Origin of the sequence: Aquimarina intermedia (assembly GCF_008124785.1) — a bacterium.
Classification (GTDB): domain Bacteria; phylum Bacteroidota; class Bacteroidia; order Flavobacteriales; family Flavobacteriaceae; genus Aquimarina; species Aquimarina intermedia.
In genome coordinates, this window is the sequence record NZ_VNHU01000002.1 from 222962 (window position 1) to 236590 (window position 13629).

Genomic DNA, 13629 nt, shown 5'->3' on the forward strand with positions numbered 1-13629 from the left:
GGTCGAAGAATTATTTGTAAACCTCCTTAACAAACTCATCAAAAGTAACCTCTTTTGTCTTTAATTTAGCATTCTCTTTGTAAAACGTTAACATTTTCTGACTCATTAATTGTTCAGAAATACGTTTTACCTCATCCTGATTTGACAAAATACGTGCAGCAATATCTTCAAGCTCTTTATCCTCTGGAGACATTTGACCGAATTGTGCCATTTGAGACTTAATTAAATCCTTAGCAAACGCTTTTAATTCATCAAAGGTAACCTGTAGGTTATTCTCATTAATAATTTTCCCTTCGATCAGTTGATAACGCAATCCTTTTTCGCTCTTTTCATACTCATCTTTTGCTTCGTCCTCTGATAAAGCATTCTCCCCGGTTACCTGAATCCATTTTTTCAAAAACTCAGCCGGTAATTCAAATTTAGTATTCTCGAGCATACTCTCTGTCACAGCATTCAACAATTGTTGATCAGATTGCTGCTCAAACTGACGTTCAGCATCTGCTTTGATTTTGTCTTTAAGCTCTGAAACGGTTTTTACTGTCCCAGGACCATATAGTTTATCAAACAACTCCTGATCTAACTCAGCAAGCTCTTGCGTATTAACCTCAGTTACTGTAAATGTAACCTCAATATTCAAATCATGTGCTTTGTCATGGTCTATTTTTAAAGCAGCGATAAGATCGTGATCATCTTCAAATAAACCTTTAGTCTTAACCGTAATCACATCGCCTACCTTAGCTCCGATAAATTTGTCCAGATTTTTCTTTCCTTTAATTTTATCAAGCTCTACAGTCGTAGTATTCTCAATAGCCTCTTCTTCATTCGCAAAAGTACCGGATAAAACATCACCAGCCTCAGCAGCATCCTTAGCAATCAATTTTCCGTATTGTTTTTGCATAGTAGTTACCTGATTATCGATCATCTCCTCTGTAGGGACGATCTTATAATGCGTGATAGCCTCTTTACCATTGATATTCACTTCAAAATCAGGAGCTAAGCCTAATTCAAATTGAAATGAATAATCATCTGCATCCCAATTAAAATCTTCTTGCTCCTTAGGTAAAGGATTTCCTAAGACGTCAAGTTTTTCTTCGGTAAGATATTTATTTAATGCATCCTGCAATAGTTTATTTACCTCATCAACCAGCACTGCTTTACCGTACTGCTTCTTTACAAAGCCCATAGGCACATGTCCTTTTCTAAAACCAGGAATGTTAGCCGTCTTACGGTAGTCTTTCAATATTTTTTCTACTTTATCACTGTAATCAGCTTTAGCAATATCTACAGTAACTACAGCATTTAATTCGTCTAATTGTTCTTTTGAAATATTCATTATCTCTACTTTTTCTACTTAAAAATCGGGATGCAAAAGTAATACTTTTTTATATCCCAACAAAGTTTTAACTAACTGAATAACAGTTGCCTTTATTCTTTATTTAGAAGTGAATATAAAATAGATTGGAATATTGAGAGTAACACGCTAAAGATCAATGCCCACAACCACCCACTCACATTAAACCCTCCAATAAAGTGATCTGCGATTAGAATTATTGCGGCGTTTATTATTAACAAAAACAACCCAAGTGTCAGAATCGTAACCGGCAAGGTCAATACTACTAAGATGGGTTTGAGTACAGCATTGAGGACTGCCAAAACTACAGCTACGATGATAGCACTTACATAATTTACAACCATAACGCCCGGAAGAATCTCTGCCAGTATCATAACAGCTAACGCACTAAGAATAATTTTTAATATAAATTTCATGATATTGAATTTAAAAAAAACGAAAGATACAAAATCTGTCCAATAAAAAAACCTGCTAAGAAAGTGTCTTAGCAGGTTTCATTATAAACTTAAGGAACGTTTTAGTTCACATCATTACTCACGGTAACCGTACCATATGTACCGGCTTTTACCTTAGGTACATTTGTTTTGTACTTTTTCTTTAACACATCTAATATACCATTAGCCAATATTGCATGTGCACGCGGTGTTGGATGCACACCATCCAATGAAAAGGCGCCACCAGTTGCAAACTGTGAAGTGATTACACCACCATCATAGGCAATACCACCATTTGCTATTTGTGATAAAGCAGCATTAGCATCGTAAAACGCCAAGTCGTTAGCATCTGCGATTGCTTTTATCGTTGCGTTAAACGAAGCTTGCGCTGAAGAAACTAACGCTTGTTCTTCTGGCGTTAATACATACTGATCTGTTAATGGAAGCGTTACTCCATTCACTGAAAATTCACCTGCCATTTCCTCTGTCAATCCAAGACCTACTAATTCTGCTAACCTATCAGTGTTAACCTGTCCGATAATGCTAGAGCTAGTTAAAACTAGTAAATCTGCACTTGTAGCTTGACGCGCCTGACCAAACTGAGCTGCTAAGATCGGAGCTAATGGTCCGAACGAAGGTGTTAGCACCTGTGTAAGCTGAGCTGTTAGATCTGTAAGATTTTCATCTTTAACCACCACAGCACTAGCAGCAGTTTCAGAAAATACTATTGATCTTTCTGGAACACCTAAAAAGGCAAATGCTTGATTCAAGCCAGCATAAGTTTCATTAAGCGTCGGTATTTGAGGCCCAAAATTAGGGTCTAACGGACTTAAAGGCGCAAAAGGAACTGTTGTAAAATAAGGAATAGAAGTTACATCAGGTATATTTAATACCACACCTTCAGCTCCATTGGCTGTTAAACCAGCAACTAACTGACTGTATACACTCCCAAAAACATTGATATTGGTAATATCGTTACTCCCATAAGTTGTCGGATCCAGGTTTCCTGTTTCATTATGATCTACACCCACACCTCCTGAGGTTGCATACCCAAGAATATCATTATTACCAATCCAAAGACTAAAAAACGTTGGGTTTTGTGATACAGCATCTCCAATAATAGAAGCGTTTGCACTTGAGGCAAAACGTGCATAATACGGATTTGCTAAACCTGCTGCTACTCCGGCAACATTCCCATAGCCTTCAGCCACTAAATGAAAGCTTTTTGCTCCAGGGGCTCCAAGATTATTAAAGGGCCCGGTTAAAGTAGTCGAAACATCGGTCGAAGCCTGTCCGCCCGTATACACAGCAGGACCAGGGTTTCCTTCGGCATCAAAAGCCAACACCAATCGATTGGGTTGAATTTGAGTTCCGCCCAAAAGCAATCCTCCTGTATTATCCGCCATTAACGGCTGTTTGAATTCGCCACCACCGGCAAACTCGAATTGCTGTGCCAAAATATTCGGATATGAATTTTCCTGACCTGTAATATACAATGAGGCATCAGCATAACCGGCTGTTAGAGAATTTCCTAAAGCTACATAGTTTGAGTAATCAGCCTCTCCACTTACATATACGTCTGATTCTTCTATCGGATTGTCAAATTCTGGCTCACAAGCCACTATTCCAAGCGCTAGAATAGCAAGATATTTTATATTATTTTTCATCATCTTCTTAATATTTTCAATTACAATTTATACGTTAATCCTAAACCAGGTGAGAATGCACTTGACTTATAAGTACCTTCAAACGGAACTGCCTGTCCATTGGTATCTGCATTAAAGTCATAGCTCGCATCAACTTCTTCAAATCTCAAGTAGAAAAATGAGGCATCGATTGCTAGTTTAGGTGTGATTGCAAAACTTAAACCTCCTGTAAATCCATCTGAATCATTACGTGGTGTTTCCGGAGCGAAATATCCAGGGCGCACAGGTGATTCATCACGATAGTATCCAGCTCGTAAAGTAATTTTTGAAGTTGCCTCGTACTGTAAACCAAAACGGTATACTGAAGAATCCTTATAGTTACGTGGATTTTTTGAATCCGGATTAGCATCCGTATTTTTGAAATCTATATCTAATGATTCATACACACTCCAATATTGTCTGTTAAAATCAAAAGCAAATAACCATTTGTCACAGAATTCATACGCTAATCCAACCGTTAACTCAGCAGGTAAAGGTAATTCTGCATCAAAAGTAGTAGTCCCGTTAGATGCCGGGACAGCCGGAGAGTTAGGCACGTTTTCAAAAACAGCCTCTCCGTCTTCAGCTTTTAAAATGATTTCACTACGATACGAGAATCCTAAACGTAGTTTTTCTGATGGGTTAAACATGGCACTCACGCTCCATCCCCAATTATTCACTCCGCTATCATCAATGGTTACTTCAGATCTGTTTCCATCAATATCCGTTAGCGTTCTACTTAGATTACGGTTAAAATTCACCGAACCGGTCACAAAAATAGGTCCTCCACCAATACTAAAGTAGTCTGATAATTTAAACGATACTACTGGCTGAATATAAACTGCCGCAAGATCAATATTGTTTACTAAATGTGATCCTGACCAATCATCTGGCCAAATTACTTCACTTCCGTAAGGTGTATACACACCTAAACCAAGTGCCATCCAATCATTCACTTTGTAAGAAGCATATACGTTAAAAGGTGTTCCTACAGAATTATCTGTTTCTGAAGAAATACCCAGGGCTTCATTTTGATAAATAACATCGGTAAATACCCCACTGGCACCTACACTAACATTTAATTTGTTTTCTAGATATACAAGACCCGCAGGGTTAAAAAACACTAATTCAGCGCTATTCACAACAGCCACTCCTGCATGACCCATGGCCATAGCTCTCTGTCCTTGCACACTAACTCTATATCCGCCGGCATAGGTAAGCGAGCTTACCAAAACGAATAGAACTAATAATAATAGTTTTCTCATAATTGATCGGAATTGTTTTTTTGAATTTTGTAAAATAATAGTTTCAAATTTAATAGAAAATACCAATTATCCAACGAAATCAACAAAATATTATGCATACATAGCTTTTTAAAGCTATTTATTGACAAATTCCAATACTTCAATTAAAAAATCTTTGGGGTTCTCGGCATGCAACCAATGTCCTGACTTTGAGATTTCTTTGATAACTGAGTTTGTAAAGTGTTTTTTAATACCTTCCTCATCAATGGGCAAGATATAATTGGAGCGATCTCCTTTAAGAAATAAAGTTTCTCCTGGATACTTGTATGCTGTCGGAAGCTCCTTACCAATCTCATTAATGTTTTTGGTAAGTGCTTCAAGGTTCATTCGTAACCCTAATCGTTCTTTTGACTTCCAGTATAAATTCTTTAATAAAAATTGTCTTGTCCCCATTTCAGGAACAAACTCACTTAACATAGTATCCGCATCCGTTCTACTGGTCAACGCTGTCGTACGAAGGTTCTCTAATCCCATCAAAATATCCTGATGATGCTGCGGGTAAAATTTAGGCCCTATATCTGCAATAATCAACTTGCGTATTCTCACATGCGTTTCACTCGCAAAAAACATAGCCGTTTTTCCTCCCATGGAATGCCCCAATAAAATTATATCGTTCAGTTCGTTGTCATCACAATATTCTTCGAGATCCTGAGCTAAAATTGGATAACTAAATTGATCACTATGGGGGCTTCTACCATGATTACGTTGGTCTATTAAATGAACCTCAAACCCATGACCAGCAATTTTCTTCCCTAGTGTTTTCCAGTTATCCCCCATTCCCAGGAAGCCATGCAGAATTATAAAAGGCTTTCCGGATCCGATGATATTAGCGTATAATTTCATACCGTATTTGGTTTACAAGTTTATAAGTGAATGCGCACCCTTATTTGAGACGGTGTAAATACATATTAATTACATTTTCTATCCCAAGATATAAAGCTTCACAAATTAAAGCATGTCCGATGGAGACCTCTAAAAGTTGCGGGACATTTTCTTTAAAGAATTTAATGTTATCCAAAGACAAATCGTGTCCTGCGTTTATACCTATCCCCAGTTCAATCGCTTTTTCTGCACAAATCGTGTAGGGTTCCACGGCTTCCTTATTCCCTTTTTTAAATTCTTCTGCAAACATTTCGGTATATAACTCTATGCGATCTGCACCAGTCGCTTTGGCTCCCTCAACCATTGCAATATCGGGATCAACAAATATGGATGTTCGAATGTCATTACGCTTAAACTCCTGAATAACTTCTTTTAAAAAGGATACGTGTTTAATTGTGTCCCAACCTGCATTACTCGTGACCGCATCAACTGCATCAGGCACCAACGTTACCTGAGTTGGTTGTATTGCCAGTACCATATCCACAAATTTTGGAATGGGATTTCCCTCAATATTATATTCTGTAGTCACAATAGGTTTCAAATCGTAAGCATCCTGATACCTGATATGACGTTCATCGGGTCGGGGATGGATGGTAATACCTTCGGCACCAAATCGCTGTACGTCTGTTGCTACTTTTAACAAATCGGGAGTGTTGCCTCCACGCGAGTTACGCAATGTGGCAATCTTATTTATATTAACACTTAACTTTGTCATAGTTTTTGATGTAATTATGGTAATTAACAAAAATACAAAGTTGAAGCCGCCACGGTTACATTTTTTTGATTATTTTGCATGAAATAGCGCTATCAAATATGAAAACAGAATTTTACATAGTGAAGGAAATTGCCCCGCTGTCTACCACATCAACTGTAAAAGAAGCGCAGCAGTTATTTAATCAACTCACCTACACCCATTTTCCTGTTGTAAAGAACTCTATTTATTTGGGTTGTGTATCTGAGACGGATATTCGTTGTTTTGAAGTTGACAAGTCATTGGATTTCTATCAATACGCCTTGGAGGGTTTTTACACCAGAGAAGATGCAAATTGGCTGGATATCTTAGAACTCTTTGCACAAAATGACAGCAATATCATGCCTGTACTTGATCAAAATAATGCATTTTTGGGCTTTTACGAACTTAATGATATTATGAGCATGTTTAATGAAACCCCATTCTTAAGTGAACCGGGTAACATTCTGGTAGTAGAAAAAGGAACTAAAGACTATAGTTTTAGCGAAGTTGCTCAGATTATAGAGTCCAATAACGCAAAAATATTAGGTCTTTTTATTTCCAGTTTCACGGATGATCGTGTTCAGGTTACAGTTAAAATTAATGATACCGACCTCAATAATATTGTACAAACCTTTAGAAGGTATAGTTATGAGATTGTTTCAAAACATAGTGAAGATAGTTTTTTGGAAAATTTAAAAGAGCGTTCTAAGTACCTTGAGAAATATTTAAACATTTAATTTTTAAACACCCTTCGCATAATGAAGATTGGTATTTACGGTCAGTTTTATCATCCTAATTCGAGTATTTACATTCAGCAATTATTAGAAACATTAGACAAAAACAATGTAGAGGTTGTCATTGAAAAAAACTTTTTGGAGCTTATTCATCTTCATGAAGACATTGATAAATCGTATTCACATTTTAGCACCTTCGAAGAGCTGGATCATAGTTATGATTTATTTTTTAGTATTGGTGGCGATGGAACGATTTTAAAAACAATTACCTACGTGCGTGATTTAGGGATCCCCATTGCAGGTATAAATACGGGGCGCTTAGGCTTTTTGGCCACCATTCAAAAGGAAGAGATCAAAGATAGTATAGAGTTGATACTTAATCAGCGGTACTATATCTCTCCGAGAACTTTGGTGACTATAAAAACCATACCCGAAACAGAGGAATTTGGTGTTCTTAATTTTGCAATGAACGAGATCGCGGTTAGTCGTAGAAACACCACCTCGATGATTACAGTACACACCAGTCTTAATGAAGAATTTTTAACTTCTTATTGGGCAGATGGTCTTATTGTATCCACCCCAACCGGATCCACAGGTTATTCCTTGAGTTGTGGCGGACCGGTGATAATGCCTGATGCAGAGAGTATGGTTCTTACCCCTATCGCACCTCACAATCTTAACGCCAGACCCTTAGTTATACCTGATAATACAGAAATCAAGTTACAGATATCAGGTAGAGAAGATGACTACTTAGTGTCCTTAGACTCGAGAATCCATACGCTACCCAATGATACTACGGTAATCATTAAAAAAGCCCCATTCAAGATAAATATGGTAGTTTTGGAAGATGATAATTTTCTAAAAACGTTGAGAAAAAAAATGCTTTGGGGAGAAGATAAACGTAATTAGACAATAAACTGAACTAAAAAATGTTTTAAAATCATACTATTTAGCACAAATTCTTGTGTCGTTGAGTTTATTGTTATATTTGCAAACTTTTGAAAATCTATGAGATACTTACTAGTCCTTATTTTCATGTCGTGTTTTACACACTTAAGTCTAGCTCAAACCTATGAGGTTGGCCTCATGGCGGGTGGCGCTAATTACATCGGTGATGTCGGAGCTTCTACCTATATTGCTCCTAATGCTATTGGTATTGGAGCCATCGGAAAATGGAACCGGAGCAAAAGACATGCCTTTAGAGCATCTTTTTTATACGCTAGATTACAAGCCAATGACACAAAAGGTGATGATCGCCGGGCACAACGCGGCTATAGTTTTTCTAATACAGTAAAAGAACTCTCAGTAGGAATGGAATATAACTTTTGGGAATGGTATCTTTATGATGGCAGACCCCAGTTCACCCCCTACTTGTATACAGGTATCACCGCCTTAAACTACAACAATTTGGCACTTAATACAGATGACCAAATCAATAAAATAAACGACGCCTGGACCTTTGCAATTCCTATGGTGCTTGGTATAAAGAAAACGTTAGGCCGTAAATTTGTTTTAGGAGCAGAAATTGGAGCGCGCTATACGTTTACAGATAATCTTGACGGAAGTAATCCTAAAGATGATATAGGAGCCAGATTTGGTAACCTTGATAATAATGACTGGTATGTATTTACAGGATTGACATTGTCATTTACCTGGGGAAGAATGCCATGTTACTGTGTTTTTTAAAAATGATTACAAAAGAACAACTATCCTCTAACATCCCTAAACACGTCGCCATCATCATGGATGGCAATGGACGTTGGGCCAAAAAGAAGGGGCTTTTTAGAGCAATAGGTCATGAAAATGGCACGAAAGCGGTACGAGAAGCGGTAGAAGGCGCTGCAGAAATTGGAGTAGAAAATCTTACACTATACGCCTTTTCTACAGAAAACTGGAACCGACCTAAACTTGAAGTAGACACCTTAATGAAGTTGTTGGTGAGCGCATTGAAGAAAGAAATAAAAACGCTTCAAAAAAATAATATTAGTTTATGCGCTATCGGGAACTTAGAATCCTTACCCGATAAAGCGAGACACGAATTGCTCGAAGTTATTGAAAAGACTAAGGATAACAACCACATGAAGCTCACCTTAGCACTCAGTTATGGAAGCCGAGAAGAGCTTATAAAAACTATCCAAGAAATAAGCATTAAAGTTAAAAATAATGTAATTTCGCCACATCTCATAAATGAAGCCGTCATTAATGAGCATTTGTATACTAAAAACTTACCAGATGTTGATCTGTTAATTCGCACCAGCGGAGAACAACGCATCAGTAATTTTTTACTTTGGCAGATTGCTTATGCAGAACTGTATTTCACAGAAATACTTTGGCCGGATTTCAAAAAGCCACATTTATTTGAAGCTATTTACAATTATCAACAAAGAGAAAGAAGATTTGGAAAAACTAGTGATCAGCTTAGTTAACAAGAAGACAAAAAAATTACCGGTTACGTATTTTGTATTACTTACCTTTTTATTAAGTACATTATCATTGTCAGCACAAAGCTTACCCGGAATTAACGGGAAAGAATACACCATTGGAGACATCACAGTCACAGGAACTACTACCTATAATGAAAATACGGTAATTACCTTTACCGGTTTAAAAAATGGAGAACGTATATTCTTGCCCGGTGACCGCATTAGTAAAGTCATTAAAAAATTATGGGATTTAGAACTTTTTAGTGATATTAATTTGTTTATCACTAAAATAGAAGGTGATGTGGCGTATCTTGAATTAAATATTCAGGAAGTGCCGGAACTCAACAATGTACGTCTTGAAGGTGTCAAAAAACGTAAAGCTGAGGATCTTAAAAAGGACAATGGCCTAAATAAAGGTATAAAGGTTACCGAAAACCTTATTACCACTACGCGTAATTTTATCATTAACAAATACAAGAAAGATGGTTTTCTCAACACTAAGGTAGTTGTTAACACCACCCCCGTTGAGGACACAGTGCCAACTAACAAAGTGAATATGCTTGTAAGAATTGATAAGGGCGACAAAGTTAAGGTCGATAACATCAATATTGTTGGTAATGAGCAGCTAAGTGACGCTAAGTTAAAGCGTGCAATGAAAAATACGAAAGAGAAAAAGTTTTGGAGGTTATGGAAGCGTTCAAAATTCATTCAGTCCGATTATCAAGACGATAAGGATGCTTTAGTTTTAAAATATAAGGAGAAAGGCTACAGGGATGCCCGAATCATTTCTGATACACTAATTGTTGAAGATGATGATGACATCACCCTTAATCTTACCGTAGAAGAGGGAAACAAGCATTACTTTGGAGATATTAGATTTTTAGGTAATAGTGTTTACACAGATGCTCAACTGGCGAGACAGCTAGTTATACAAAAAGGCGACGTGTACAACGGCGTATTGCTTGAAAAACAAATTGCGGACAATACAAAACCCGATGCAAATGATCTCACGAATTTATATCAGAATAACGGATATCTTTTCTCAAGTATAGATGCGGTAGAAACCAAAATTCAAAATGACACTATTGATTTTGAGATCCGTATCAGAGAAGGTAAACTAGTACACTTTGACAAAATTACCGTTACCGGAAACGATAAAACCAATGATCATGTAGTATATCGTATTTTGCGAACTAAACCGGGAGAACGATATAGCAAGGAATTGGTAGTGCGTACTGTTCGAGAAATTGGTCAACTGGGATTCTTTGATCCGGAGCAATTGGAGCCACAATTTCAAAATCCGGATCCTAATGCAGGAACTATTGACATTAATTATCCAGTAGTAGAAAAAGGAGCCAGCCAAATAGAATTACAAGGTGGTTTTGGTGGTGGTGGATTTGTTGGAACGCTCGGATTAGCTTTTAATAACTTCTCCATTAAAAATATTTTCAATAAAGAAGCTTATAGCCCATTACCGATGGGAGATGGACAAACGCTGCGTTTGCGAGCACAGGCCAGTAGATTTTACCAAACCTATAGTTTATCTTTTATAGAGCCTTGGCTCGGGGGCAAAAAACCATATCAGTTTTCTACTTCGTTTTCTCATACGATCCAGTTTTTATTTGATCAAAGAACACGAGACGTAAGTAAAGATCAAAAATTCTTTATTACAGGTGGATCAATTGGTATTGCAAAACGTTTAAATTGGCCGGACAACTACTTTACCTTGTCACAGGCAGTAAGCATACAGCACTACAATTTACAAAATTACAATACAGGCTTATTTACCTTTGGTAATGGATCAGCGAATAACTTAGCGTATACTATCGGTATTAATCGAAATAACACCTCGGTAAACCCAATTTTCCCAACTGGTGGATCTGAGTTTAATCTGGTCGCTAAACTAACACTGCCCTACTCACTTTTTGATGGAGTAGATTACAGTGAATTGGCTGAAGAAAGAAATACAATTGAAAGTGAACAGGACGCTCTAAGAGACCAAGGAAACACTGAGCAAGCTAATATTGGTATTTCCCTGTTGCAAGATAGAATCGGAGAAATCGATCAGGAGCGTTTTAAATGGTTAGAATATTATAAAATTAAATTCGATGCTTCCTGGTACACGGCCTTGTTTAGAATCGGAAATCAACCTTTAGTACTTAAAACAAGTGCCGAATACGGTTTCCTAGGAGCTTATAATAACAATAGAGGAAACGTTCCTTTTGAACGTTACTATTTAGGTGGTGATGGTCTTGGAGCTACGAGCCTGGATGGTAGAGAAGTTGTAGCCCTAAGAGGGTATCCAAATCAATCTTTAATACCATTGAGTCGAGCTAATTCGACTGATTTTGAAAATGATGGGGCAACAATCTATAATAAATATTCGTTAGAGCTACGTTATCCGATAACCTTGAAGCCCTCGGCTTCAATTTATATGCTTGGTTTCTTAGAAGGTGGTGCGTCTTATGATAGCTTTAGAGGATTTAACCCTTTTCAACTTAATAGATCTGCCGGAGCAGGACTAAGAATTTTTATGCCTGCCTTTGGACTTTTAGGTATTGACTTTGGATATGGATTTGATCCAATTCCAGGAACAAATGACTCAAATGGATGGGAAACACATTTCATTATCGGACAGCAATTTTAAATTTGGCATGATTATTTCAATAACACAAACCAAACTATGAAAACTAAAGTTCTCGGATTAGCGACAGTAATTATCTGGTTATGTTTTTCTACACCTGTACAAGCTCAAAAAGGTGTTCGTATCGGTTATATTGATATGAATTATATTTTAGAAAATGTTCCTGATTATAATGAAGCGGCTGCAGAACTTGAGTCTAAAGTGCAAAAATGGAAAGTTGAGATCGAAGCTGAGCTTAAGGTGGTAGATCAAATGCGAGTTGATTTAAATAATGAACGCGTGCTATTGACTAAGGAGTTGATTGAAGAACGCGAAGAAGATATACTGTTTAAGGAAAAAGAAATTTTAGAATATCAACAAAAACGTTTTGGACCTAATGGTGATTTATTCTTGCAAAAAAGAAGGTTAGTGCAGCCAGTACAGGATCAAGTATTTGTTGCTGTTCAAGAAATTGCAGAAAATAAAAAGTATGATTTTATTTTTGATAAATCTTCAGATTTATTAATGTTGTACTCTGCTGATCGTTGGGATGTAAGTGATCAAGTACTGTTAAGGATCAACAGAGCGGCTAAAAGGAAACAACTAACAAGTAAAAGGGAAAAACAAGCCGTACAACAAGCTGATGATCGAAGTGTCGAACAGGAAAACGAGGTGAGTGACCGTGAAAAAGCGATTCAGGAAAAGCAGGAAGAACGAGAAAAACTGATTGAAGAACGCAGAGCACTGCGTGATTCATTGAGAAATATAAAGAAAAAAGAGTTTGAAGCGAGACGTGCAAAATTAATTGAAATGCAAGAACGCAAAAAAGATTCTTTACGGAATCTAAAAAAAGATAATAATAACGATTAGAAAATAAATTTTAAATTAAACACCCTTAATATTACTAGAAATGAAACAATTTAGAACCTTATTAGTAGCTTGTGCATTGTTTATTGGAGCAACAAGTTTTGTGAATGCACAGTCTAAAGTAGCACATATAGCGTCTCAAGAATTAGTTGAAGCCATGCCTGCTTTTAAAGCTGCCAAAAGCGAAATAGAAAAATTGAATAAAACCTATGATGCCGAAATTAGAAATATGGTGTTAGAACTACAAAATACCATCAAAAAATATTCTCAAGAAGCAGAAACCAAAACTGACGAAGAGAATATGAAGAGACAACAGGAAATTCAAACTACAGAGAAAAGCATCAACGATTATAGAACTAACGCTTTACAAGATCTTCAAAAGAAAGAGATTGAGTTGATGAAGCCTATTTATGAAAAAGCGCGTACTTCTATTCAAAAGGTTGCTAGAGCTCAAGGCTTTCAATATGTGTTAGATTCTACTACTGGTACCGGTGTTATCATGGCAGACGGAAAAAACTTAATGGCAGATGTTAAAAAAGATTTAGGTATTTAATCATTTTTATATCTCCATAAAATTTTGAAAAAACAGTGAC

13 protein-coding genes are annotated in these 13629 nt (G+C 36.9%); 7 read left to right on the forward strand and 6 right to left on the reverse strand.

Translation table 11 applies throughout. The features are described from left to right. Positions 1-10: 10 nt before the first annotated feature. The 6 genes from tig to BD809_RS03680 form a co-directional block, all read right to left on the reverse strand. A complete protein-coding gene (tig, locus tag BD809_RS03655) occupies positions 11-1333 on the reverse strand; it encodes a trigger factor (RefSeq protein ID WP_148781593.1) in 1323 nt (440 codons plus the stop codon). A gap of 92 nt (positions 1334-1425) precedes the next feature. Continuing rightward, a complete protein-coding gene (locus tag BD809_RS03660) occupies positions 1426-1767 on the reverse strand; it encodes a phage holin family protein (protein ID WP_148781594.1) in 342 nt (113 codons plus the stop codon). 101 nt (positions 1768-1868) lie between these two features. Further along, the gene (locus tag BD809_RS03665; protein WP_317130848.1) at positions 1869-3455 is read right to left on the reverse strand and encodes a G-D-S-L family lipolytic protein; all 1587 of its coding nucleotides are present in this window, start codon (positions 3453-3455) and stop codon (positions 1869-1871) included. Between the two features lie 17 nt (positions 3456-3472). Next, complete coding sequence (locus tag BD809_RS03670) at positions 3473-4735, reverse strand: OmpP1/FadL family transporter (RefSeq protein ID WP_148781595.1); 1263 nt, start codon at positions 4733-4735, stop codon at positions 3473-3475. A gap of 114 nt (positions 4736-4849) precedes the next feature. Beyond that, complete coding sequence (locus tag BD809_RS03675) at positions 4850-5617, reverse strand: alpha/beta fold hydrolase (protein WP_148781596.1); 768 nt, start codon at positions 5615-5617, stop codon at positions 4850-4852. 40 nt (positions 5618-5657) lie between these two features. Then, positions 5658-6371, reverse strand: a complete 714-nt coding sequence (locus BD809_RS03680) for a pyridoxine 5'-phosphate synthase (protein ID WP_148781597.1) — start codon at positions 6369-6371, stop codon at positions 5658-5660. A 98-nt stretch (positions 6372-6469) separates the two neighbouring features. Between BD809_RS03680 and BD809_RS03685 the strand changes: the two genes are divergently transcribed. The 7 genes from BD809_RS03685 to BD809_RS03715 all read left to right on the forward strand — a co-directional run bounded on the left by BD809_RS03685 (position 6470) and on the right by BD809_RS03715 (position 13589). Next, positions 6470-7126, forward strand: a complete 657-nt coding sequence (locus tag BD809_RS03685) for a CBS domain-containing protein (RefSeq protein ID WP_148781598.1) — start codon at positions 6470-6472, stop codon at positions 7124-7126. Positions 7127-7147: 21 nt separating this feature from the next. Then, a complete protein-coding gene (locus BD809_RS03690; protein ID WP_148781599.1) occupies positions 7148-8032 on the forward strand; it encodes an NAD kinase in 885 nt (294 codons plus the stop codon). A gap of 99 nt (positions 8033-8131) precedes the next feature. Then, entirely contained in the window at positions 8132-8809 is a 678-nt protein-coding gene (porG, locus tag BD809_RS03695) for a type IX secretion system protein PorG (protein ID WP_148781600.1), read from the forward strand. Positions 8810-8811: 2 nt separating this feature from the next. Beyond that, positions 8812-9549, forward strand: coding sequence for an isoprenyl transferase (locus BD809_RS03700; RefSeq protein ID WP_211356690.1), 738 nt, complete (start codon positions 8812-8814; stop codon positions 9547-9549). Then, complete coding sequence (locus tag BD809_RS03705; RefSeq protein WP_148781601.1) at positions 9482-12193, forward strand: BamA/OMP85 family outer membrane protein; 2712 nt, start codon at positions 9482-9484, stop codon at positions 12191-12193. Before BD809_RS03700 ends, BD809_RS03705 begins: the two co-directional genes overlap by 68 nt. A gap of 36 nt (positions 12194-12229) precedes the next feature. Continuing rightward, the gene (locus BD809_RS03710; protein ID WP_148781602.1) at positions 12230-13039 is read left to right on the forward strand and encodes an OmpH family outer membrane protein; all 810 of its coding nucleotides are present in this window, start codon (positions 12230-12232) and stop codon (positions 13037-13039) included. A 40-nt stretch (positions 13040-13079) separates the two neighbouring features. Further along, a complete protein-coding gene (locus BD809_RS03715) occupies positions 13080-13589 on the forward strand; it encodes an OmpH family outer membrane protein (RefSeq protein WP_148781603.1) in 510 nt (169 codons plus the stop codon). The last annotated feature ends 40 nt before the right edge of the window (positions 13590-13629 follow it).